Here is a 24,094-nt window from a genome sequence, read left to right as displayed (position 1 = left end):
GAAACACCACCTACAGAATCGTTCGGGATGCTCTCTATTTTCTTCTTTCATTATACCATCACTTGGAAGCTTCCGGACAAACAAAGCTAAAAATTCTTCCAAACATTCGGACTTTCCTAGTCGCGATAAAATTTTCAGAAAATTCAACTTTTTTCTTTACAAGCCAAAAAAAGTCTGCTATAATGATCCATGTAATAAAACATGACATTGTTTGTCAACTGTCTCAAAACCACTCCCCTAGCGGGTTTGCTGGTTTTCGTTTCATTCACAAAGGAGAATTAACATGACAACTGCTAAAGAATATATCCAGAGCACTTTCGAAACTGTAAAAGCTCGTAACGGCCATGAAGCTGAATTCCTTCAAGCTGTTGAAGAGTTCCTCAGCACTTTGGAACCTGTTTTTGAAAAACATCCTGAATACATCGAAGAAAACATCTTGGCTCGTATTACAGAACCTGAACGCGTAATTTCTTTCCGTGTTCCTTGGGTTGACCGTGAAGGAAACATCCAAGTAAACCGTGGTTACCGTGTTCAATTCAACTCTGCTGTAGGTCCTTACAAAGGTGGTCTTCGTTTCCACCCAACTGTTAACCAAGGGATCTTGAAATTCCTCGGTTTCGAACAAATCTTCAAAAACGTCTTGACTGGTCTTCCTATCGGTGGTGGTAAAGGTGGATCTGACTTCGATCCTAAAGGAAAAACAGACGCTGAAGTGATGCGTTTCTGTCAAAGCTTCATGACTGAATTGCAAAAACACATCGGTCCTTCTCTTGATGTCCCAGCTGGTGATATCGGGGTTGGTGGACGTGAAATCGGATACCTTTACGGTCAATACAAACGCCTTCGCCAATTTGATGCTGGTGTCTTGACTGGTAAACCTCTTGGTTTCGGTGGTAGCTTGATCCGTCCAGAAGCAACTGGTTACGGTTTGGTTTACTACACTGAAGAAATGCTCAAGGCCAACGGCGACAGCTTTGCTGGTAAGAAAGTCGTAATCTCAGGTTCTGGTAACGTTGCTCAATATGCTCTTCAAAAAGCAACTGAACTTGGTGCAACTGTTATCTCTGTATCTGACTCAAACGGTTACGTGATCGACGAAAACGGTATTGACTTCGACCTTCTTACAGACGTCAAAGAAAAACGTCGTGCACGTTTGACTGAATACGCTGCTGAAAAACCAACTGCTACTTACTACGAAGGTTCTGTATGGACTTATGCTGGTAACTATGACATCGCTCTTCCATGTGCAACTCAAAATGAAATCGATGGCGATGCTGCAAAACGTTTAGTCGCTCAAGGTGTGAAAGTTGTCTCTGAAGGAGCAAACATGCCAAGTAACATCGATGCCATCAACGTATACAAAGAAAATGGTATTCTTTACGGACCTGCTAAAGCAGCCAATGCTGGTGGGGTTGCTGTATCTGCTCTTGAAATGAGCCAAAACAGCCAACGTCTTTCATGGACACGCGAAGAAGTGGACGGACGTTTGAAAGACATCATGACCAACATCTTCAACACTGCTAAAACAACTGCAGAAACTTACGGACTTGGTAAAGATTACCTTGCAGGTGCCAACATCGCTGCCTTTGAAAATGTTGCAAACGCGATGATTGCACAAGGTCTTGTATAATCAATCGATATTTTTCTTTAAGACCTTCGGGTCAAAGCCTCTCAACTCCTGAAACCAGTATGTTTCAGGAGTTTTTTTATAGCTACAGACCTCTGTCAAGTCAACCCGACCAAGGGAGAAAAGCCATTTTTTAGATAAGGGACTCGACTGTCTCTAGTGGGGAGATGTGAGCCCTCTCTTTTTCTGTATCTTTTTCTAAAAAAATTTTATTTTTTTTACTTTACCCCCTTGCATTTTTAATAAATTAGTATTAAACTATAGCAAAAGGAGGTGTGCTTATGTTTCTTTTAGCTCAAGAAAAATCAGATACGATCGAATTCCTTAAGTCTGAATTGGTCCAATTACTCTCCAATATGCGACAAGAAATCGCAGCTAGCCGTCAATCACAGACCAGTGCAGCTTGCCATCATATTGAATATTGCATGGACAAGATCCAAAGGGCAAAAAGTTCCGTAGCCATTGCCCTCCCCATCGAATCCTTAAATCTCGAAATCACGACGATGTTGCGCCAGCAACTCATCGTCTTGCCACCAGAGGCTCGAAAAAATTGGGACCAGATTAAAAAGCTGGATTTCAAATACTGCTACTTAAAATAGAGAGTGGGACAGAAATCGGTAATTCGTTAGAATTCGATTTCGTCGTCCCACCTCCGCACAGTTGAGTAGGGCTGTAAAAGCTGATGAAATCAGCGCAGTAGAGCCCACTCAACCACTGCGTCTTGCTCGACAATACAAAAATAATTGAGAGGCTAGGACTTTTGTCCCAGCCTCTTTTTGTGTTACATGATCCCGTTCTTTCCTGTCGGTAGGCTAATCCCTGCTTCCATCAAGGCATCATGGTAGAGTTTATAGTAGGTATGATAGACAGTCGTCTGGGTTCCATTTTGGGCAGTCATCGCGATGCGGAAGGAATAACGACCATTTTTTTCGATCTGTGGGCCTAAAATCGTAGGACCTGTCAACACCTCTGGGTGTTTGTCTTGTTCAGACTGATTGACCTTAGCAATCACCTGATAGATCTTGTCGAGATCGGTATTTGCATCTAGCGGAATATCGATCAGCACGCGCATATCACCACGTGAGAGATTGCTGACGACGGTGATGTTGCGATTCGGAACAAAGTGGAGAGTCCCATCAAAGTCCCGCACCTGGGTCGTCCGAATCCCGACACTGCTGACGATGCCGGCAATATTAATAGACCCATTCGTGAGACGAACATTGTCTCCCACATCCAGCTGGCGTTCTAAAAGGATAAAGAAACCATTGACCAAATCGGAAAGAAAGCCCTGGGCTCCCATCCCAATAGCCACCCCAGCAATCCCAGCACCAGCCAAGAGACTAGAGACTGGAAGACCCAGAATCGACAAAATCCAGTAGATCAAGATGAAATACAAACAATAGTTTAAGAGGCTCTCAACCAAACGGAGAATCGTATTTTTACGGGCTTCATCCTGCACCGTATACTTAAAGGAAGGGGTTAATATCCGCTTGACCAGGCTATGGATGACCTTTTTCGCGATAAAAAATAAGAGAAAGACAAAAATCAGAGAGATGCATTTTGATATCAGATCATCAAAAATCTTCGTCCAGTCTATTTTACTGAAATAACGTTGGAAAGCTTGACTCATTTATTCGGGCCTTTCTAAGAAAGAATAGTATGATTATATCAAATATTCGGAAATAAGGCTATTTTTTAAAAATTTCATTGCTTTTCCCCCCTCACTATCGTATAATATTCCTTAATTATTTTTTAAGGAGGCCTGACATGATTCATCGACTGATTACCACTTGGAATAAAACCAACCTTATGAAAAGGATCGCAATCGGGATTGTACTTGGTGTCATCCTAGCCCTTCTCTTCCCGAAAGCATCTGGCATTGGACTCTTAGGTCAGTTCTTTGTTGGAGGGCTCCGTGCGATCGCACCCCTTCTGGTCTTTGCGCTTGTCGCAAACGCTCTCTCCCAACACCAAAAAGGGACAGAGACCAATATGAAAAAGGTCATCGTCCTCTATCTCCTAGGAACCTTTGCAGCTGCCTTCGTCGCTGTTTTGGTCAATTACATCTTCCCAATCACCATTACCCTGACTGGAAAGGCCGCTGAAGGATCCTCTCCAAACGGGATTGGCGAAGTGATTAGTAACCTCTTGCTCAAGATCGTCGACAACCCGGTCAACGCCTTGCAGCAAGCCAACTACATTGGGATCCTTTCTTGGGCAACTGTCTTTGGGATTGCCATGAGAGAGGCGAGTGAACATAGTAAAGACCTCCTCCAAACTCTAGCAGACATCACTTCAAAAATTGTTGAGTGGATTATCAACCTAGCTCCATTTGGGATCTTAGGCTTGGTCTTCACGACCATCGCTGGCCAAGGACTCAGTGCCCTTAGTAACTACGGGATTCTCTTACTTGTTTTGGTTGGTACCATGGCATTTGTAGCCCTGGTCATCAATCCATTGATCGTCTTTTTCATGATCCGCAAGAACCCCTATCCCCTTGTTTTTAAATGCCTCCGTGTCAGTGGGGTAACAGCCTTCTTCACTCGAAGTTCTGCAGCCAATATTCCTGTCAATATGCGTCTCTGTGAAGAATTGGGGCTGAATCCAGACACCTATTCTGTCTCCATTCCACTTGGTTCAACTGTAAACATGGCAGGTGCAGCTGTGACGATCAATATTTTGACGCTAGCTGCTGCCAATACCTTGCACATTCAAGTTGACTTTGGAACGGCGCTCATCCTGAGTGTCGTAGCGGCTATCTCTGCTTGTGGAGCATCTGGAGTTGCGGGAGGATCTCTCCTTCTCATCCCTGTTGCTTGTAGCCTCTTTGGTATCACCAATGATTTGGCCATGCAAGTCGTCAGCGTCGGCTTTATCATCGGGGTCATCCAAGACTCTTGCGAAACAGCCCTCAACTCTTCGACAGATGTGCTCTTCACCGCCATCGCCGAAATGAGTAGCTGGCCAAAAGAAAAACGCTATTAAATGAGCCTATCTCACATAGACAAGAAAACCCAGATCCATCGATCTGGGTTTTCTTATTTCTTAAAGTATTGTTTGCTTTCTTTGATGATGACAGGGGAGAGAGCTAAAAGGGCAATTAGGTTAGGCAAAGCCATCAGCCCATTCACAATATCCGCGATCACCCAGACCAGGTCCAGCTTAAGGAAGCCTCCCAGTCCAACCATAAAGACAAAGAAGGTCCGATAGAGGTTGATATGTTTGACACCAAAAAGGAATTCGAAACACCGCTCTCCGTAATAAGACCATCCAAGAATAGTCGTGGTCGCAAAAAGCACCAAGCATAGGGTCAGAATGATGCCTCCGACTGGGCCAAAGACGCCTGTAAACGTATCCTGAGTCAGGGTACTCGTGCTGCCCCTAGCCATCCACTCACCTGAAACCAATAACGAAAGTCCTGTCAAACTACAGATGATAATGGTATCAATAAAGGTTCCTGTCATGGAGATCAAGCCCTGCTCGACTGGCTCATTGGTCTTCGCTGCGGCTGCTGCAATTGGGGCAGATCCGAGACCAGATTCATTAGAGAAAACTCCACGCGCCACCCCTTTTTGGATAGCCATTTTGACCGTTGCTCCTGCGAAACCTCCCATGGCTACAGTCCCTGTAAAAGCACCCGAAAAGACCGATTTCAAGGCTGGAAGCAATTGGTCCAGATGCAAGGCAATGATCGTGACAGTCGCAAAGATATAGGCAGCCGCCATAAAAGGAACCACTTTTTCAGAGACTTTGGAAATCCAGTGAATCCCTCCAAAGATGATGGTTGAAACCACTAGCGCAATTACTACACTAGCCACTTCTGGAGCTGTTCCAAAACTGGCTTGAAGGGATCCCGTAATGGAATTAACCTGGGTCATGGTTCCGATCCCAAAGAGGGCCACCAGCACTCCTGCAACCGCAAAGAAAATAGCCAGTGGTCGCCACTTCTCTCCCATCCCGTGAAGAATGTAGTACATCGGACCACCTGAGATATGACCGTTGTCATCCTTGGTCCGATAACGAATGGCTAAGAGTCCTTCTGCATACTTGGTCGCCATTCCAAAGAAGGCTGCCATCCACATCCAAAAGAGGGCACCTGGGCCACCTGTCTGAATCGCTGTAGCCACCCCTACAATATTCCCCGTCCCTACAGTAGCCGCTAGAGCTGTCGCAAGGGCTCCGAAACTCGAGATATCCCCGTGTCCCTCATCTTCTGTAAAAATCAAGCGAAAAGCTTTTGGAAGGTAGCGTATCTGAAGCAAACCCAAACGAAGGGTCAGGTAGATCCCTGTTCCTACCAAGAGCACCAACAGCGGGGCGCCCCACACTAGATTATCGAGCTGCTGAAAAAACTGCAATACATGATCCATTTTCTGTCTCCTTTTTCATCGACCGCTCGACAGAAAAGAGAAAAAGAAAGAGCACATGTTAAACATGTACTCTGGTCCTGCTTAAAATAGGGGCTTCCCCTATCTTTCGCTCTGTCCTTTTACCTGAGAGTTTGAGTAGATATATCCTCTACCTTGCCCCTTCGGTGCCATTTCTGGTCTCTCCAGAGTTCCGTCCATTCACAGTCACTCGCGCTCCTGCAAACTTCATTCGGTCGTATGTAATTTTCTCTATTTTAATTGATTTTCAAAAGTTTGTCAATCGTTTCTGAAAATATCTTGCAAACCACCTGAAAATTTACGCTTTTTAATCACTCAAGGAGAAGTGATTGGTCATGAGGTTGCTAGCATCGAGCAAAATCTTGTCCAAGAGTTGATCTGTCGCTTCCTGGATTTGATCACTCATAGCTTGGTTTTCCGCCTCAAAATCAACGGTTTCACCTGCTGCAAGTGCACGATCGACTTTATTGATGCGCGCATGTCCCCAGGCCATTGTCGTTTCTTGGTAATCGTCCAAATCACCAACATGGTGAGCATAGTGAGGATCTGCCAGTCCCGCAATAATCCGGTTGGCCCAGTAGAAGGAATCCGTTGTTACCTTAGCCGTCGTATTGGCAAAGTAGTCTGGTGTTGTATCCACTTGGGTAAAGAAAGGAACAGCTGTATTGTAAGGCATGGAGCCATAAGAAATCCATTGGATGCCTGTCGTTTCTTGTGGTTTATTTGGACGCAATTGCAGAATCGCTGTCTGGCTGGTCCGGTTGATCCCGATCGTCCGGAAGGTCCGCTGACTCACGTGATCTCCTTCAGGACCATAAGGATCGTAGATAGTGTCTTGGTAGTGGTTGCTCAAGACATATTTGACATCTTCAATCGTTACCTTACGATAAGGTTTTTGACACCAAGGAATCTCAAAACTCCGTGGATCCTGCTCGATTTCAGGATTGAGGAAACTCTGAATGGCCCAAGCCCGCGGTGTATTGTAGTGACGGTCCTTGTCTTTTTGGCTACCAAAGGCATAGCGTGGATTAAAGCCTTTCCCTTCTTGATCCAAAATCAAATGGTGCTCTGTGACAAAACGTTCAAGATCCGGATCACAAAGAAACTCATCTGAATTGCCAAATTCAAAATAATCACTTCCCAGTTGGTTCGGGTTGGTCACATAGGCATCATCTGGAACACGGCGCGCCATCCAGTGGTGACCTCCGATGGTTTCCAACCACCAGATTTCATGGACATCTGAAATGGCAATCCCGTTAGACTCATAAGTTCCGTACTCTTCCAAAATCTTTCCGAGACGCAAGACCCCTTCGCGGGCTGTCTTGACATAAGGCAAGACCAAGGTCAGCATATCTTCCTCACCGATGCCACTCTCTACAAGAGGATCTGCCCCTAGCACACGGCTATTGGTCGTAATGGTCTCTGTCTCACTCATGGCTACATTATAGACATTGATCCCAGCTTCTCCCCAGATCCCGTCTTTAGGAATGGCATCTGGAACCGCTGTATAGCGAACTGGATTATCTGGTAATTCGATTTCAAAAGTTGATAAAACCGACTTGTAATGACGCGGTTGATCTTCCGGTTTGACCACGATCAATTTCTTGGGCGTAAAAACGCCATTTTGAGAATCCTCTGTTCGTGCTACAATGGTCGAACCATCATAGCTAGCATTTTTTCCGACTAAAATCGTTGTACACGAATCTGCACTTTCACGTTTACGCATGCGTATCCTCCCAAATCATTCATTGCCTCTATTATAGCACTTTTAAAAAGGAGGACCTACTGAAAATCAGATTTAAAAGCGAATCCTTTTCAACAACTTTCAAATATTTTCATTATGTAAAATTTTAAAAAAACTAGCTGATAAACAGCTAGGATTCGATTAGCCTTTAAACGTGACAATGGTTGCGCCACTTCCACCCGCATTTTGGGGGGCATATTCAAAACTTTTGACATGTTTGTTGCGTCGGAGGTACTTGGTCACCCCTTCACGGATAACTCCCGTTCCAATCCCGTGGATGATATCGACTTGGGCCATGTTGTTGAGCAGGGCTTGATCGATAAAGCCATCTAGCTCTTGCATGGCCTCTTCATAGCGTTTTCCACGGAGATCCAGACGCGCTCTTGGCCCACTCGTATTCGATCGTTTGACGACATTCACCTGACGTTTCTTAGGTTGAGCCGCTTCTTTTTCAGCCTTGATGAGGTTGAATTCTTTTTCTTCCAAGGTCATCTTGATCAAGCCGACTTGCGCCTCCCAGCGACCATCTTTGAGTTGCTTGACCAGGGTTCCACGTTGCCCATAGCTGATAACCAAGATTTCATCTCCTACCTTAGGAGCACGCGCCTTTTTGGCTTTTTTCAAGACCTTGTTTTTAGAAAGGTCGACGGTCTCAGGAGCTAGTTTTTTCAACTGAGCCTTGGCTTCAATGATCTCATGTGGTTTCAACTGGGATTTGGCGTGAAGGCCTTGAAGGATACGGTCACTCTCTGAGAGGGCCATGTCCACAATTTCCTTGGCCTCTTCTCTCGCCTTATTGAGCTCTGTTTCTCTCTCTCGGGTCAATTCGTTATAGAGTTTTCGAAGAGCACGGTTGAATTTGAGATTTTCTTGTTCGACCTCTTGAATGGTATCTAAGCGCTTGCGACTTTCTAAGGTCTGCGCCTCCAATTTTTCAATAATCTGATTGACATCGTTATCCGTATTGGTCATCTTCATGGCATCCTGGATAATGGTCTCAGACAAGCCCAAACGGCGGGCAATTTCAAAGGCATTGGAGCGTCCAGGAACTCCTTGCATGAAGCGATAGGTCGGACGCAGACTCGCTGTGTCAAATTCCATACTGGCATTTTGCACTCCTGCAGTCTCAATTCCGTAGGCCTTGAGCTCTGGATAGTGGGTTGTCGCCATGGTCTTAATCCCGCGTAAACGCAGGTCTTCTAGGATAGCAATAGCAAGGCCAGCCCCCTCTTGAGGATCGGTTCCAGCTCCTAACTCATCCAGAAGGATCAAGGAGGCGGTATCCACTTGATTCAAGATAGATACGATATTGGTCATATGACTGGAGAAGGTCGACAAGCTCTGCTCGATCGATTGTTCATCTCCAATATCTGCAAAGACCTGTGAGAAGATGCCCACACGACTACCTGGATCCGCTAGGATGGGAAGACCAGACTGGGCCATAATTTGCGCTAGTCCCAGCGTTTTTAGCATGATGGTTTTCCCCCCTGTATTGGGACCGGTAATCACGATTTCTGTCAAGTCTTCGGTAAAATGCAGGTCATTCGCGACGGCATTTTCAATCAAGGGATGACGTAGTTGCAAGAACTGAATAGAGCGATTGCTACTAACCTCTGGTACCACTGCCTTACAATCGCGCATAAACCGATACTTGGCCTTGATCAAGTCTAAGTGACCGATAATCCAAGCGTTATTTGCAATCTCTGCTGCGTGAGGGCGCAGGGTGTCAGACAATTCCTCCAGAATCTGAATGATTTCATACCGTTCATCGGCTCGATGGTTGGCGATTTCTTCATTAAGATTGACGACTGACCGGGGCTCGATATAAACGGTATTCCCGCTGGCTGAGATATCGTGGACCACCCCTGCAATCCGGTTGCGATAGGTGTTTTTTACTGGTAGAACATTGCGGCCATTCCGACTAGCAATCACAGCATCCACTAACATATCGGCCTTGCTTTTCAGCAGGTCTTGTAGGATCTCTCTAACTTGGTGTTCATTTTCCTGGATTCGACGGCGGATTTTGGCCAATTTTTCGCTAGCAAAAGACTCGACAAAGCCTCCTTCGTTGATAGCTTGAAGCCCACCTTGTAGGCGAGGTAAATCCACCAAGTTGTCAAAGAGGCGATTGAGCCTTTCCAGACGGACATTTTCCAAGTTGTCGTAGAAATCCTTGAGCTCATGTGTCACCCGAAGAACAGCTTTTAGCGCTAGTAATTCATCGATATTGAGGGATGCCTCCATCTCCAAACGCTTGGCCACTGAACGGACATCTTGAATGGTCGATACGGCAAAGCGAGGCTCTTCCAAGAGGATCTGCTCCATATCTTCTAGCTCCATAAAGGCCGTTTCGATGCTTTCTTTTTTATCAGTTGGAGTAAGGGCTGCTAGCTCCATCTCCCCTTGTTCTGTCTGTAGATAGGGTTCAAAGAGTTGCTTGACCTTGTCAAACTCCAGAATATCTAAGATTTTTTTATTCATGTTTCTCCTACAAAAAAAGTGAGCGTCCTTCCTTGAATCGGACTTGTCTCACTCCTTTCTTCATTTTTGCTCCTTAAGCTCCGATAATCGCAGTCACCCACAAGTTGTGGAACAGACTGGAACTAATCGGGGTATGAAGGATGATAAAGCGGATCAATCCACTTGCATTTAGTCTATTTTGGATGGAAGCCATGGGAACCGTTGAGAGGACAGTCAAGTCCATCTGGATGACCAAGAGTGTTATCACGACGGCGATCACACCCGCTCCAATTTGATACTTGCGATCCTCCAGTTTTTCTGGCTGGGGTACCAAGTGCATAAAGATCCCAATCACACGACCAATCAGGTAGATCATCGCAAAAATCAATACATATGCCAAACCTGCATAAAAGATGTCATCTAATTGAAATAGGTAGCGGTTGGCATAAAAATAATTCACCGATTGCTGGGTGGGACTCGAAAAAGGCACCCATAGAGACAACACCTTGGCCAGTCCCTTGTAGCTACCACCTGCAATCAAGAGGGCCACTAAGGTCACTAGAAAGTAATAGGACTGGAGGATAATCCCTCTTGCATAGCCAATATAAAAGCTCCATGCCAAAATCAATAAGATTAAGAAAGTTAACATGTATCTCCTCTTATTTGGATGATTTATCCTTTAAGTCGTCTAAAGCCTTGCGACGAAAATCATCTAATTCTTTTTCTTTGTCATCAAACTCAATCTCGCGATTCAGCTGCATGGACAAACTGTTTACTGCCAATAAGATCGCGATGGTTTCATCATCTGCCTCTGGCATTTGTTCCTTAATTGCTTGGTATTTTTCTTTCGCAACACGTTCGACTTCTTCCATAAACAAATTATCATGGTTGGTTGTTAAAGTGAGCGCTTTGTTTCCAAATGTAAATTTATATCTATTTAAGCTCGCCATAAAAATCACCTCACGGTATTATACCAAAAAAGGCTAGCTTTGTCAGTAGCAAAGCCCCTCTTCACAGGGATTTTCCAGTGGATTCTTTCTTTCTTTTTGCTCCCTCTCTCCCTGAATTTGTGGTACAATAGTGGTTATGGAAAGTATGACACTCACTCCAACACAGGAGCAAATCCTTGATTTTATCCATACCTATCGCAGTTCTCTCACTCAAAGCAAGAATCCTCATATGGATTATTTCTTTCGACTAGAGGGAGCGACCGTTTCGATCTACAAGTCTGGAAAAGTCTTGCTTCAGGGCACTGACCTTACTCCTTACCTGACCTTTTTCGGGCAAGATGCTGGGAACCCTAAAGGTTCTACCACTTCATCTGCAGGACAAGATTTAGCCATGATCGGAACCGACGAGGTCGGAAACGGCTCTTATTTTGGTGGACTTACCGTTGTTGCATCCTTTGTCACACCTGACCAGCACGACTGGCTCAAAAAGCTCGGTGTGGGGGATTCAAAGACCTTGGATGATCGAAAAATTCAGCAATTGGCTCCTCTCCTTGAGGAAAACATCCAGCACCAAGCACTCTTATTGTCTCCAAAGAAGTACAATGAAGTCATTGCTTCTGGCTACAATGCTGTTTCGGTCAAAGTGGCCCTGCACAATCAGGCTATCTATCTTCTATTGAATAAAGGAATCCAAGCAGAACGAATTGTGATCGATGCCTTTACGACGGCTAAAAACTACCAAAAATACGTGAAAGCTGAAAAAAATCAGGTCACCCAAGCCATTGAGTTGGAAGAAAAAGCAGAAAGCAAATATTTAGCGGTTGCAGTTAGTTCCATCATCGCCCGCAATCTCTTCCTTCAAAATCTAGAAGATCTGGGCAAGGAACTGGGCTTTAATCTCCCTAGTGGAGCAGGAGCGAAGTCAGACCAAGTCGCTGCTAAATTGCTTCAGACCTACGGGATGAAGGCTCTGGGTTATTGTGCCAAACTCCATTTTAAAAACACAGAAAAAGCAAAGAAATTACTAGAAAGATAAGTTATGTCAAAAAGAAGTTCAAAACAGTCATCTAGCTCACCAGTGGTGAGATTCCTTAAAGAATGGGGCCTCTTCAGTATTATTGTTGGTCTCATTATCGCCTCTCGCATCTACCTCTGGGCTCCGGTCAAGGTGGACGGCCATTCGATGGATCCAACCCTAGCAGATAGCGAGTATCTCCTTGTGGTCAACCACCTCTCAATTGATCGTTTCGACATTGTCGTTGCCAATGAAAAAGACGACGACGGCAAAACCAAGGACATTGTCAAGCGGGTCATCGGTCTTCCTGGAGATACCATTCAGTACGACAACGATACCCTCTACATCAATGGGAAAAAGACCAATGAGCCCTATTTGAAAGACTACATCGCTCGTTTCAAAAAAGATAAATTGCAATCAACATACACTGGAAAAGGGTTCGAAGAAAATGGAGAACTCTTCCGCCAATTGGCCAATACAGCCCAAGCTTTTACAGTAGACAAGGATGGCAATCCTAAATTTACCTTGAAGTTGCTCGACGATGAATACCTCCTACTTGGAGATGACCGGATCGTTTCAAAAGATAGCCGTCAAGTCGGAGCTTTCAAGAAAGAACAAATCAAAGGGCAAGCCGTCTTTAGACTATGGCCTATCTACCCTTTCAAAACTTATTAGTATAGATTAACAGACTGAGGCTGAGACAAGTATGTCCCAGCCTCGCTTTATAAAAAGGAAAGAAATGATGGAATATTATTTTTCTGGTACTATTGAGCGCATTATTTTTGAAAATCCTAGCAGTTTTTTTCGAATCCTCTTGCTCGACATCAGCGATACCGATGCCGAAGATTTTGATGATTTTGAGATTATTGTGACAGGAACCATGGCAGATATCATGGAAGGCGAAGACTACACCTTCTGGGGGGAGCTGGTCCATCATCCTAAATACGGAGAACAACTCAAAATCAGTCGGTATGAACGTGCCAAACCCTCTAGCAAAGGCTTGGTGAAATATTTTTCCAGCGATCACTTCAAAGGAATTGGTCTAAAAACAGCCCAAAAAATCGTGGACCTCTATGGGGACGATACCATTGACAAAATTTTGGAGGCCCCTGAAAAATTAGAAGAAATCACAGGTCTCTCCAAGAAAAACCGCCTGGCTTTTGTGGAAAAACTCCGTCAGAATTACGGAACGGAGCGCATTCTCGCCCAACTAGCCAACTATGGCATTCCCAATAAATTGGCCTTTCAGATCCAAGACTTTTATAAAGAAGAAACCCTCCAGATCGTGGAGCAACAGCCCTACCGATTGGTGGAAGATATCCAAGGCATGGGCTTTAAAATTGCGGACCAACTAGCCGAAGAATTGGGCATTGCAAGTGACGCCCCTGAGCGTTTCCGCGCGGGTCTGATCCATAGCCTTTTTAGCTACTCTATTGAGACTGGAAATACCTTTATCGAAGCCAAGGACCTCCTGCGCTATACCATTGACCTGTTGGAATCCGCTCGTCCAGTAGAATTGGATCCTTCCACTGTCGCCCAAGAATTAGGACGCCTCATCGAGGAAGACAAGGTCCAAAACGTGGACACCAAGATCTTTGACAACAGCCTCTTCTTTGCGGAGGAAGGGATTCGCAGTCATATCGGTCGTCTCCTAGAAAAAGGAAAGTCAACTTCATTTGACCCTGAGAAAATCAACCAGGCGATTGAGGAGGTTGAAAAAGATTTGGGGATTCGCTACGATGCCATTCAAAAAGAGGCGATTCACCAAGCTATCCAAAACAAGGTCTTTATCCTCACAGGGGGTCCTGGGACAGGAAAGACCACTGTTATCAATGGGATGATCAGTGTCTATGCCCAACTCCACCAGCTGGATCTTCGTAAGAAACAAGACCTGCCGATCCTCTTGGCTGCCCCAACGGGACGAGCAGCTAGGCGCATGAATGAGCTGACAGGACTTCCGAGTGCCACTATCCACCGTCATTTGGGGATGACAGGAGATGATGACACCAGCCACTTAGAGGACTATCTAGACGCAGACTTTATCATTGTGGACGAGTTTTCTATGGTCGATACCTGGCTGGCTAATCAATTACTTAGCAACATCGCAACGGATACCAAACTCTTAATTGTGGGAGATGCAGACCAATTACCTTCTGTCAGCCCTGGTCAAGTCTTAGCCGATCTCTTGCAGATCCCAAGCATCCCTCAGACCAAACTCGAACATATTTTCCGTCAGAGTGAGGACTCGACCATTGTCTCACTAGCAGGAGATATTCGCCAGGGCAAGCTTCCTCAAGATTTCACAGAACGAAAAGCCGACCGCTCTTATTTCGAAGCCGGAAGCGAACACATCCCTAAGATGATCGAACAAATCACTTCTGCTGCCCTTCGCAGTCAGATCCCTGCACGAGACATCCAAGTCTTGGCACCTATGTACAAGGGCCAGGCCGGCATTGACAACATCAATACACTCATGCAAGACCTTCTCAATCCAGCTGTCAAAGACCAGGTCGTCTTCGACTCACCAGACTGCCAATACCGCGATGGAGACAAGGTCATCCATCTGGTCAATGATGCAGAAAGCAATGTCTTTAACGGAGATATTGGCTACATTACCGATCTTCTCCCGGGAAAATATACGGAATCCAAGCAAGATGAATTGACCATCCAATTTGATGGCAATGAAATCGTCTACCCGCGCAATGAATGGTACAAGATTCGCTTAGCCTATGCGATGAGTATTCACAAATCGCAAGGAAGCGAGTTTCAGGTAGTGATTTTACCCATTACCAATCAAAGCCACCGGATGTTGCAGCGCAATTTGATCTATACTGCCATCACGCGCTCTAAGAGCAAACTGATCCTCTTAGGAGAATACAGCGCCTTTGATTACGCTACTAAAAATACCGGTACTGCGCGCAAGACCTACTTGGTGGAGCGCTTCAAGGACCTGGACGGAGGCGAGGCGACCAAATCCTCTTCTTCATCCGTTGCCACCGCTTCTGCTACAGTCGAATCCGCACGAAGCACGAAAGGGACTGTTGAAAGGAAGGCTGAGTCTGATGAACCGACTGTCTATCGACTGACAGAAGACAATCTCCACACCATCTCTCCTATGATCGGACTGACTGAAGAAGAGATTGCAGCCTTTTTTGATGTCAAACAACCTAATTGATACCCCAAAAATTAAAATAATATATTTTTTTAAGGCTCATTCAAATACAGCTGAAACTTTCCGCCGTGAGAAAAGTGCTAGAAACACTATGGTTTCTAGCACTCGGGAGTTTTGAAACTTTAGGTTCAAAACTAAGTTATGGAACTTCGTAGAAGTTCGCTGACGTCCGTACTCACCTAAGGAAAGTTTCTAAGATAACTTTGTCATCAATCTTAGGGCGACTAGTAAACAAACTAGTCGTTTTCTTTTTCTTCCACCAAAGGTAACTCAGTATGATCGACGAAATTGGTCATGGTGACACCCAAGAGGCGGATTCCAGTATTTGTCGATTCGATTTCTTGAAAAATATGGCGAGCGGAACGATTGATCCGCTCAGCATCTCGTGTTGGCTCTGTTAGTGTGACCCGCTTGGTCAGGGTGGTGAAGTCTCCAAAGCGCACTTTTAAGACCAAGGTCTTTCCTTGCTTGCCGTGTTTTTCCAGCGATTGGGCCACCTTACTGGATAGATTTACAATTTCTTCTACAATATCATCTTCAGCATAAAGGAGCTTGCGGTAGGTCCGCTCTTTTCCGATCGACTTGCGAATGCGATGGCTCTTGACAGGGCTATTGTGAATCCCTCGCGCCTTACGAAAGAGATCATAGCCAAAGCGCCCAAATCGATCGATCAAGGTCATCTCCGGGATAGCTAAAAGATCCGCGCCAGTATAGACACCCATCTCATGCAGTCGCTCCACTGTCTTCTTTCCTACCCCGTGAAATTTGGCAATGTCCATCTGGCTCAGGAAATCCTCGGCATCCTCCGGCAAGACCACCGTTAGGCCACGGGGTTTTTGGTAGTCACTTGCCATCTTTGCCAAAAACTTATTATAAGAGACACCTGCTGAAGCTGTGAGATGCAGCTCTTCCCAGATTGCATGCTGAATCAAGCGAGCAATCTTGACAGCTGATTTGCTCTGGATTTTATTTTCCGTCACATCTAGATAGGCTTCATCAATACTCATAGGCTCGATCAGATCTGTATAGCGCTTAAAAATCTCACGAACCTGCTCGCCCACTTCTCGGTATTTTTCATAATTTCCAGAGATAAAGATCGCTTGGGGACAAAGATCTAGTGCTTCTTTAGAACTCATCGCCGAATGAATGCCATATTTCCTTGCTTCATAGTTACAGGTCGAGACCACACCTCTCCCTCCTGATTGACGAGGGTCCTGGCCAATTACGACAGGCTTCCCCTTTAAACTAGGGTTGTCTCTTTCTTCGACCGCAGCAAAAAATGCATCCATATCAATATGAATAATCTTGCGACTCGTATCATTCACCAATGGAAATATCAGCATTTTTCACCCTCCTTTTTTCTATTATAAGAAGAAAATTTTAGAATTGCAAAAATCGGCCCCTCCTAAAAACATGAAAATTGATGGAAATTCGTGTTCATTTTCAAAAATGTAGTACAGTATAGCAGAAGAGTTGAAACTGTATTATAAAAGAATCTGCTATTTTTCGCAATTTGTCTTTGTGTAACCGGTTTCTGTATGGTATACTACTATTGTAAGTGCAACAGATATAGTTGCTAGAAAGACAATAGAGGAAAATAAAAATGGTTGTTAAAACAGTCGTTGAAGCACAAGATATTTTTGACAAAGCCTGGGAAGGCTTCAAAGGTGAAGATTGGAAAGAAAAAGCAAGCGTTTCTCGCTTCGTTCAAGCTAACTACACACCTTATGATGGAGATGAAAGCTTCCTAGCTGGTCCAACTGAACGTTCTCTTCACATCAAGAAGATTGTTGAAGAAACAAAAGCTCATTACGAAGAAACTCGTTTCCCATACGATAACCGTCCAACATCTATCGCTGATATCGCAGCTGGATATATCGACAAAGAAAACGAAGTCATCTTCGGTATCCAAAATGATGAATTGTTCAAATTGAACTTCATGCCTCGTGGTGGTATCCGTATGGCGGAAACTACTTTGAAAGAAAATGGATACGAACCAGATCCTGCAGTTCATGAAATCTTCACAAAATACGTTACAACTGTAAACGACGGTATCTTCCGCGCTTACACTTCTAACATCCGTCGTGCTCGTCACGCTCACACTGTAACTGGTCTTCCAGACGCTTACTCTCGTGGACGTATCATCGGGGTTTATGCTCGTTTGGCTCTTTACGGTGCTGACTACTTGATGGCTGAAAAAGCAAACGACTGGAACTCTATTACTGAAATCGATGAAGAATCAATCCGTCTTCGTGAAGAAGTAAACCTTCAATATCAAGCACTTCAAGAAGTTGTTAAATTGGGTGACCTTTATGGTGTAGACGTACGTCGTCCTGCCTTCGATACAAAAGAAGCGATCCAATGGACAAACATCGCCTTCATGGCTGTCTGCCGTGTGATCAACGGTGCTGCTACTTCTCTTGGACGTGTGCCAATCGTTTTGGATATCTACGCTGAACGTGACTTAGCTCGTGGTACTTACACTGAATCAGAAATCCAAGAATTCGTTGATGATTTCGTTATGAAATTGCGTACTGTTAAATTTGCTCGTACAAAAGCTTACGACGAATTGTACTCAGGTGACCCAACCTTCATCACAACATCAATGGCTGGTATGGGTAACGACGGTCGTCACCGTGTTACGAAGATGGACTACCGTTTCTTGAACACTTTGGACAACATCGGTAACTCTCCAGAACCAAACTTGACAGTTCTTTGGACTGACAAATTGCCATACAACTTCCGTCGCTACTGTATGCATATGAGCCATAAACACTCTTCTATCCAATACGAAGGTGTAACAACAATGGCGAAAGACGGATACGGTGAAATGAGCTGTATCTCATGTTGTGTATCTCCACTTGACCCAGAAAACGAAGAACAACGCCACAACATCCAATACTTCGGTGCTCGTGTTAACGTTCTTAAAGCTCTTCTTACTGGTTTGAACGGTGGTTACGACGATGTTCATAAAGACTATAAAGTATTTGACATCGATCCAATCCGTGACGAAGTTCTTGAATTCGAATCTGTTAAAGCAAACTTCGAAAAATCTCTTGACTGGTTGACAGACACTTACGTAGATGCTTTGAACATCATCCACTACATGACTGATAAGTACAACTACGAAGCTGTTCAAATGGCCTTCTTGCCAACTCACCAACGCGCTAACATGGGATTCGGTATCTGTGGATTCGCTAACACTGTTGATACTTTGTCAGCAATCAAATACGCTACTGTTAAACCAATCCGTGACGAAGATGGCTACATCTACGATTACGAAACAATCGGTGAATACCCACGTTGGGGTGAAGATGACCCACGTTCTAACGAATTGGCAGAATGGTTGATCGAAGCTTACACTACTCGTCTTCGCAGCCACAAACTTTACAAGAACGCTGAAGCAACTGTTTCACTTCTTACCATCACTTCTAACGTTGCTTACTCTAAACAAACTGGTAACTCACCAGTCCACAAAGGGGTATACCTCAACGAAGATGGTTCTGTGAACTTGTCTAAATTGGAATTCTTCTCACCAGGTGCTAACCCATCTAACAAAGCTAAAGGTGGATGGTTGCAAAACTTGAACTCACTTGCTAGCCTTGACTTTGGTTACGCAGCTGATGGTATCTCACTCACTACTCAAGTATCACCACGTGCTCTTGGTAAAACTCGTGACGAACAAGTTGATAACTTGGTAACCATCCTTGATGGATACTTCGAAAACGGTGGACAACACTGTAACTTGAACGTTATGGACTTGAACGATGTTTACGAAAAGATTATGTCAGGTGAAGACGTTATCGTTCGTATCTCTGGATACTGCGTAAACACTAAATACCTCACTCCAGAACAAAAAACTGAATTGACACAACGTGTCTTCCACGAAGTTCTTTCAATGGATGATGCCTTGAACTAAGATTCAAATAGGTCTTAAAAACCAGTCGGAAACGGCTGGTTTTTTCATCCCCATCGCAAGAGTATTCTGAATTTTGAAAGAGTTTAAGAGCCTACTATATAGAGTTTGACAGCGCTTTCTCCAAGTGTTATAGTAGAGCTGTAAATAATATAGAAGGGGTGATCCTATGTTTTTAACATTTATTTTCGCTATTATTTGGCTCTTTATCCTGATTGCACTGATCTTTTTAGCAACCCTTCTCGTCCAGGACAGCACCGTGCAGCACCACCACCCGAGTTAGCGAATGATAAGCCTAAACAATAGCTATTCTAAACGAATTCAGAAAGGATAAGAAACAAACTAGAATTGTCAGATTTTAGTTCTGTCTCTCGTCCTTTTTTGCTATAATAGAAACAGATTATTTAGTAAGAAGGAAATTATGGAAGAGTCAAAACAGATCAACCAAGTGATCGACGTCCTGATGTTAGCTGGAACCCTCCTGATAGAGAGCGGTTCTGAGATTCACCGGGTCGAAGATACCATGATCCGGATCGCCCATTCACAGGGAATCGTCGATTGTAATGTTTTAGCGATGCCAGTCGCTATTTTCTTTTCAATTGAGAATGCCAATGTCACGCGCATGAAACGGATCTTGCGGACCAATTACAATATTGAAAAGGTCTGTGATGTCAATCAGATCTCTCGTCAACTCGTCTCTGGAGAGATCAACCTCGAGCAAGCCTACCAGGCCCTGAGCGAGTTGAAAATGAAGCGCGTCCCTTATACCAATCTCCAGTTGACCATTGCGGCAACCCTCAGTGCGCCTTTCTTCTCCATCATGTTTGGAGGAAATTTCTATGATGCGATTGGAGCAGGTATTGCGACTGTCTTTGCCTTTGCTTTTTCTCTTGTCGTTGAGAAATACGTTCGCATTCCTTTTGCCACTGCCTTTGCAGCCGCCTTTGTCTTTGGTTTTTTGGCCCATATCTGGACGCGCTATAGTGGTTTTCCTTCTAATACCGATCTCATTATCGCAGGCTGTGTCATGCCCTTCGTTCCTGGAATCGCCATGACCAATGCCGTCCGAGATCTGATGAATTACCACCTCAACTCTGGGATGAGCAAACTCTTTGAGACTCTTCTCATTACTCTTGCACTTGGTGCCGGTACAACGGTCGCCCTCGTCCTTATGAAATAAAATGATGAACCTAACTGAATTTTTAATCCAAGCGGTGGCCAGTTTGATTGCCATCATCACCTTTTTAATCGTCCTCAATGTGCAGCGCTCCATGCTGATTCCTGGAGGAATCTTAGGGATGGGCATCTGGCTACTTTACTATATCCTGAAAGGGCCTACCAATGTCATCGTAGCAACCTTTATCGCAGCCATTGTCGGCTCCTGTATCAGTCAGATTTTAAGTATCATTCTCAAGACGCCTGTCGTGGTCTTTATGTTGTCCATTCTCGCACCCTTGGTTCCTGGATATATTTCCTATCGGACCACTTCCTTCTTTGTCAGTGGCCAATATCGTCAGGCAGTGACCAGCGTGACCCTGGTGGTTATTCTGGCCTTGGTGATCTCCATCGGGATGGCTAGTGGCTCTGTTGTCTTGAAACTCTACCATTCTTACCAACGCCATCAAAAAAGAAAAATGACCAATGCTAACTAGCATTGGTTTTTCAAAACTTATCTATGTAATCGCTTGCGTTTTTGTTTAAAAGGAGTACAATAATAGTGAAATAACAAATCCTTTAAAGGATGCGAGGTGCTGTATGATGGTAAACAAGTATATCAAGTATCTTCCTTGGATGATCCTAGGAGCCTTCCCCTCCTATCAATCAGCGACTTACTATGCCCGTAATTCATTTGACTTGTTCTATCTGACCTTGAACTTTCTAATTGTGTACATCGCTATACTCGTCTTCTACGAAAAAGTTCTAAGAGACAAATGCAAAGAACTCTTCATACGGGTTATGAGTAACCCTAAGAAAGATAAGCAAGGATAAGAGTTGAAAAGCCATCTAAGGATGGCTTTTTTTGTAGTTTCTCTATTTTTTCTTTGAAACATTGCAAAATCGGTCCCGAGAATGATTTCCTTGCTGATCTAGCTTTTTCAAAGGAGTTTTACCCTTAAATATGGTAAAATAGTAACGAAATATACTAGTAGATATCAAATAAAAAAGAGGTTAAGAATGACAATTGGGATTGATAAGATTGGTTTTGCGACGAGCCCTTATGTCTTGCGTTTAGAAGATTTGGCCGCTGCTCGTGATACCGATCCCGAAAAACTGAGCAAGGGTCTTCTCTTAAAAGAACAAAGCGTGGCACCGATCACAGAAGACATCGTCACATTGGCTGCTACTGCAGCAGATGATATTTTAACAGACGAAGATAAAGAAGCGATCGACATGGTGATTCTTGCGACAGAATCTGGAATTGACCAGAGTAAGGCTGCTGCTGTGTTTGTCCATGGCTTACTAGATATCCAGCCTTTCGCCCGCTCTTTTGAGATGAAAGAAGCCTGCTATGCTGCAACTGCTGCTTTGGATTATGCTAAACTCCATGTTGAAAAATTCCCACAGAGTAAGGTTTTGGTCATTGCCAGTGACATTGCTAAATACGGAATTGGGACTCCTGGTGAACCAACACAGGGGGCTGGAGCGGTTGCCATGCTAATCAGCCAAAATCCTCGTATTCTATCTTTTAACGATGATAATGTTGCCCAAACACGCGATGTCATGGATTTTTGGCGTCCAAATTACGCGACAACTCCCTTTGTGAATGGGATTTATTCAACGCAACAATATCTAGATTCTCTGAAAACAACCTGGGCGGAATACCAGAAACGGACTGGCCTTGCCTTAACAGACTTTGCGGCCGTCTGCTTCCACTTGCCTTATCCGAAATTAGCTCTCAAGGGCTTGAAAAAAATTTTGGATAAGTCATTATCAGAAGAGAAAAAAGATCAATTACAATACAACTTTGATCAATCGATTCTATACAGCCAACGCGTGGGAAATATCTACACTGGATCTCTTTTCCTAGGATTGCTGTCACTACTGGAAAATGACCCCCAACTCAAAGCTGGAGACCGAATCGCCCTCTTTAGCTATGGAAGTGGAGCGGTTTCTGAGATCTTTAGTGCTAACCTTGTTCCTGGTTTTGAGCAACTCTTAGATCACAAACGCATGGAAAAATTGGACCAACGTACAGTTCTTAGTGTTGCTGACTACGAACGACTCTTTTATGAGGAAGTAGATCTAGATCCTAATGGCAATCAAGTGTTTGAGCCTGCTACGAATCAAACTTTTGCTTTGACAGAGATCAAGGAACACCAACGCACTTACCAGAAAGTAGAAAAATAATGGCACGATTACCAGGTTTTGCAAAACTTTCTCCCACAGAACGCATAGAGGCCTTACTGAAGGAAGGCCTCTTAACTTGGGATGAAGCACAGATCTTAAAAGAACAAAAGGGACTTCCCCTTTCTATTGCAGATCAATTGACAGAAAATGTCTTGTCGACTTTTGACTTGCCTTTTAGCCTTGCTCCTTATTTCCTGATCAATGGTCGTGACTATGTCCTTCCCATGGTCACAGAAGAGCCATCCGTGGTCGCGGCTGCCAGCTTTGCAGCCAAGCTCATCCAACGTTCGGGCGGCTTCACCACCCAGGTGCACCAGCGCCAAATGATCGGTGAGATTGCTCTGACGGATGTTGAAGACATAGAAGTTGCTAGCAGGCGCATCCTCGAAGACAAGGAAACCCTTCTTCAGCTCGCTAATGAAGCCTATCCTTCTATCGTTAATCGTGGAGGTGGAGCGAGGGATCTTTGGGTCGAAAACAAGGGGGACTTTCTTATTGTCTACTTGGCTGTCGATCCCAAAGAAGCCATGGGGGCCAATATGCTCAACACGATGCTGGAAGCTCTGACCGATCGCATCCAGGAACTCTCTGGTGGTCAGGCCTTGATGGCAATTTTATCTAACTTGGCTACTCGCTCTTTAGTGAGTGCACGGTGTGCCATCGATTTTAAAGCACTGAGTCGAAATCCTGAGGAAGCTATTGAAATTGCCCACCGGATGGAGCTAGCTAGCCAACTGGCTCAAGTGGATCCTTACCGTGCAGCCACTCATAACAAGGGAATTTTTAACGGGATTGATGCCCTGGTCCTTGCAACAGGCAATGACTGGCGGGCCATCGAAGCAGGAGCCCATGCCTATGCTGCACAAAGTGGTTCATACAAGGGCTTGAGCCACTGGACAAGTCAGCCGAAAGAGAAAAAACTCTATGGAGAGATCACCCTGCCAATGCCGGTTGCGACAAAAGGGGGCTCTATCGGCCTCAACCCAACGGTTCAAGTCAGCCACCGTTTGCTAGGAGAACCTTCTGCTATTGAATTAGCAGGTATCATCGCTTCGCTCGGTTTGGCGCAGAATTTCGCAGCCCTCAAAGCCCTTGTCACCACAGGGATTCAAGCAGGACATATGAAACTCCAAGCACGCTCCCTAGCCCTTCTAGCAGGAGCTAAGGAAGAGGAAGTTCCACGATTGGTCAGCCAACTCCTTGAAAATAAACCCTTTAACTTAGAAAAGGCACAAACACTCTTACAAGAATTGAGAAAATGAAAGAACTGAGACAAGGTTTTCGTTTTCAGATTGAAGACAAAGTCATTTTTGAATGAGCCTATTGGTATGTATCAGTTTTAATTATTCTGCATCACTTAGCTTGTTTTATGTAAAAAAACAGTTTATTTACATTCTAAAAGAGGCTGGGACAAAAGTCCTAGCCTCTCAATTATTTTTGGATTGTCGAGCAAGACGCAGTGGTTGAGTGGGCT

The 24,094-nt window shown here is 44.6% G+C and carries 19 protein-coding genes and 1 riboswitch; of the genes, 12 read left to right on the top strand and 7 right to left on the bottom strand.

The annotated features are described in order from the left end of the window. Positions 1-283: 283 nt before the first annotated feature. Both gdhA and ACESR9_RS06465 read left to right on the top strand, forming a co-directional pair. A complete protein-coding gene (gene gdhA / locus ACESR9_RS06470; protein WP_003004977.1) occupies positions 284-1,630 on the top strand; it encodes an NADP-specific glutamate dehydrogenase in 1,347 nt (448 codons plus the stop codon). A 278-nt stretch (positions 1,631-1,908) separates the two neighbouring features. After that, on the top strand, positions 1,909-2,226 hold the full coding sequence (locus ACESR9_RS06465; RefSeq protein ID WP_373106130.1) for a hypothetical protein: 318 nt from the start codon (positions 1,909-1,911) through the stop codon (positions 2,224-2,226). Positions 2,227-2,408: 182 nt separating this feature from the next. Here the strand turns inward: ACESR9_RS06465 and ACESR9_RS06460 are convergent, their stop codons facing one another. Then, positions 2,409-3,257: a mechanosensitive ion channel family protein gene (locus ACESR9_RS06460; RefSeq protein ID WP_342977579.1), complete on the bottom strand. Its 849-nt coding sequence runs from the start codon at positions 3,255-3,257 to the stop codon at positions 2,409-2,411. A gap of 137 nt (positions 3,258-3,394) precedes the next feature. Between ACESR9_RS06460 and sstT the strand changes: the two genes are divergently transcribed. Next, complete coding sequence (gene sstT, locus ACESR9_RS06455; RefSeq protein ID WP_223141596.1) at positions 3,395-4,612, top strand: serine/threonine transporter SstT; 1,218 nt, start codon at positions 3,395-3,397, stop codon at positions 4,610-4,612. 53 nt (positions 4,613-4,665) lie between these two features. Here sstT and ACESR9_RS06450 read toward each other — a convergent pair whose 3' ends face one another. From ACESR9_RS06450 to ACESR9_RS06430, 5 genes are all read right to left on the bottom strand, one after another. Further along, positions 4,666-5,997, bottom strand: a complete 1,332-nt coding sequence (locus tag ACESR9_RS06450; RefSeq protein WP_373106129.1) for an alanine/glycine:cation symporter family protein — start codon at positions 5,995-5,997, stop codon at positions 4,666-4,668. 101 nt (positions 5,998-6,098) lie between these two features. Beyond that, positions 6,099-6,193, bottom strand: a riboswitch (glycine riboswitch). Between the two features lie 129 nt (positions 6,194-6,322). After that, positions 6,323-7,741: a C69 family dipeptidase gene (locus tag ACESR9_RS06445; RefSeq protein ID WP_373106128.1), complete on the bottom strand. Its 1,419-nt coding sequence runs from the start codon at positions 7,739-7,741 to the stop codon at positions 6,323-6,325. A gap of 159 nt (positions 7,742-7,900) precedes the next feature. Beyond that, on the bottom strand, positions 7,901-10,240 hold the full coding sequence (locus ACESR9_RS06440; RefSeq protein WP_373106126.1) for an endonuclease MutS2: 2,340 nt from the start codon (positions 10,238-10,240) through the stop codon (positions 7,901-7,903). Between the two features lie 73 nt (positions 10,241-10,313). Next, positions 10,314-10,868, bottom strand: a complete 555-nt coding sequence (locus ACESR9_RS06435; RefSeq protein WP_373106124.1) for a CvpA family protein — start codon at positions 10,866-10,868, stop codon at positions 10,314-10,316. 10 nt (positions 10,869-10,878) lie between these two features. Next, entirely contained in the window at positions 10,879-11,169 is a 291-nt protein-coding gene (locus tag ACESR9_RS06430) for a hypothetical protein (protein ID WP_003005477.1), read from the bottom strand. 136 nt (positions 11,170-11,305) lie between these two features. Here ACESR9_RS06430 and rnhC point away from each other — a divergent pair, with 136 nt between their 5' ends. The 3 genes from rnhC to recD2 all read left to right on the top strand — a co-directional run bounded on the left by rnhC (position 11,306) and on the right by recD2 (position 15,359). After that, entirely contained in the window at positions 11,306-12,205 is a 900-nt protein-coding gene (rnhC, locus tag ACESR9_RS06425) for a ribonuclease HIII (RefSeq protein WP_373106123.1), read from the top strand. A gap of 3 nt (positions 12,206-12,208) precedes the next feature. Continuing rightward, positions 12,209-12,859, top strand: a complete 651-nt coding sequence (gene lepB / locus ACESR9_RS06420) for a signal peptidase I (protein WP_003008799.1) — start codon at positions 12,209-12,211, stop codon at positions 12,857-12,859. A gap of 67 nt (positions 12,860-12,926) precedes the next feature. Beyond that, on the top strand, positions 12,927-15,359 hold the full coding sequence (gene recD2 / locus ACESR9_RS06415; RefSeq protein WP_373106170.1) for an SF1B family DNA helicase RecD2: 2,433 nt from the start codon (positions 12,927-12,929) through the stop codon (positions 15,357-15,359). A gap of 233 nt (positions 15,360-15,592) precedes the next feature. On the opposite strand, the gene dinB is transcribed toward recD2, so the two are convergent. Beyond that, positions 15,593-16,699 carry a DNA polymerase IV gene (gene dinB / locus ACESR9_RS06410; RefSeq protein ID WP_003005006.1) on the bottom strand — a complete coding sequence of 369 codons (1,107 nt, stop codon included), beginning with the start codon at positions 16,697-16,699 and terminating at the stop codon, positions 15,593-15,595. A 260-nt stretch (positions 16,700-16,959) separates the two neighbouring features. On the opposite strand from dinB, the gene pflB reads away from it, so the two are divergent. The 6 genes from pflB to ACESR9_RS06380 all read left to right on the top strand — a co-directional run bounded on the left by pflB (position 16,960) and on the right by ACESR9_RS06380 (position 23,882). After that, complete coding sequence (gene pflB / locus ACESR9_RS06405) at positions 16,960-19,275, top strand: formate C-acetyltransferase (RefSeq protein WP_003005386.1); 2,316 nt, start codon at positions 16,960-16,962, stop codon at positions 19,273-19,275. 418 nt (positions 19,276-19,693) lie between these two features. Beyond that, on the top strand, positions 19,694-20,452 hold the full coding sequence (locus ACESR9_RS06400; RefSeq protein WP_373106120.1) for a threonine/serine exporter family protein: 759 nt from the start codon (positions 19,694-19,696) through the stop codon (positions 20,450-20,452). Positions 20,453-20,456: 4 nt separating this feature from the next. Continuing rightward, positions 20,457-20,924, top strand: coding sequence for a threonine/serine exporter family protein (locus ACESR9_RS06395; RefSeq protein ID WP_003005049.1), 468 nt, complete (start codon positions 20,457-20,459; stop codon positions 20,922-20,924). 106 nt (positions 20,925-21,030) lie between these two features. Next, positions 21,031-21,261 (top strand): hypothetical protein, encoded by a 231-nt coding sequence (locus ACESR9_RS06390; RefSeq protein ID WP_373106118.1) that lies wholly within the window; start codon positions 21,031-21,033, stop codon positions 21,259-21,261. 186 nt (positions 21,262-21,447) lie between these two features. Further along, complete coding sequence (locus ACESR9_RS06385; protein WP_373106116.1) at positions 21,448-22,620, top strand: hydroxymethylglutaryl-CoA synthase; 1,173 nt, start codon at positions 21,448-21,450, stop codon at positions 22,618-22,620. Continuing rightward, positions 22,620-23,882, top strand: coding sequence for a hydroxymethylglutaryl-CoA reductase, degradative (locus tag ACESR9_RS06380; protein ID WP_373106114.1), 1,263 nt, complete (start codon positions 22,620-22,622; stop codon positions 23,880-23,882). Before ACESR9_RS06385 ends, ACESR9_RS06380 begins: the two co-directional genes overlap by 1 nt. Positions 23,883-24,094 lie beyond the last annotated feature (212 nt).

This window comes from Streptococcus parasanguinis (assembly GCF_964238605.1).
Classification (GTDB): Bacteria; Bacillota; Bacilli; order Lactobacillales; family Streptococcaceae; genus Streptococcus; species Streptococcus parasanguinis_AJ.
The sequence above is the reverse complement of the archived record's forward strand: the minus strand, read 5'-3'. Positions and strand labels throughout refer to the sequence as shown.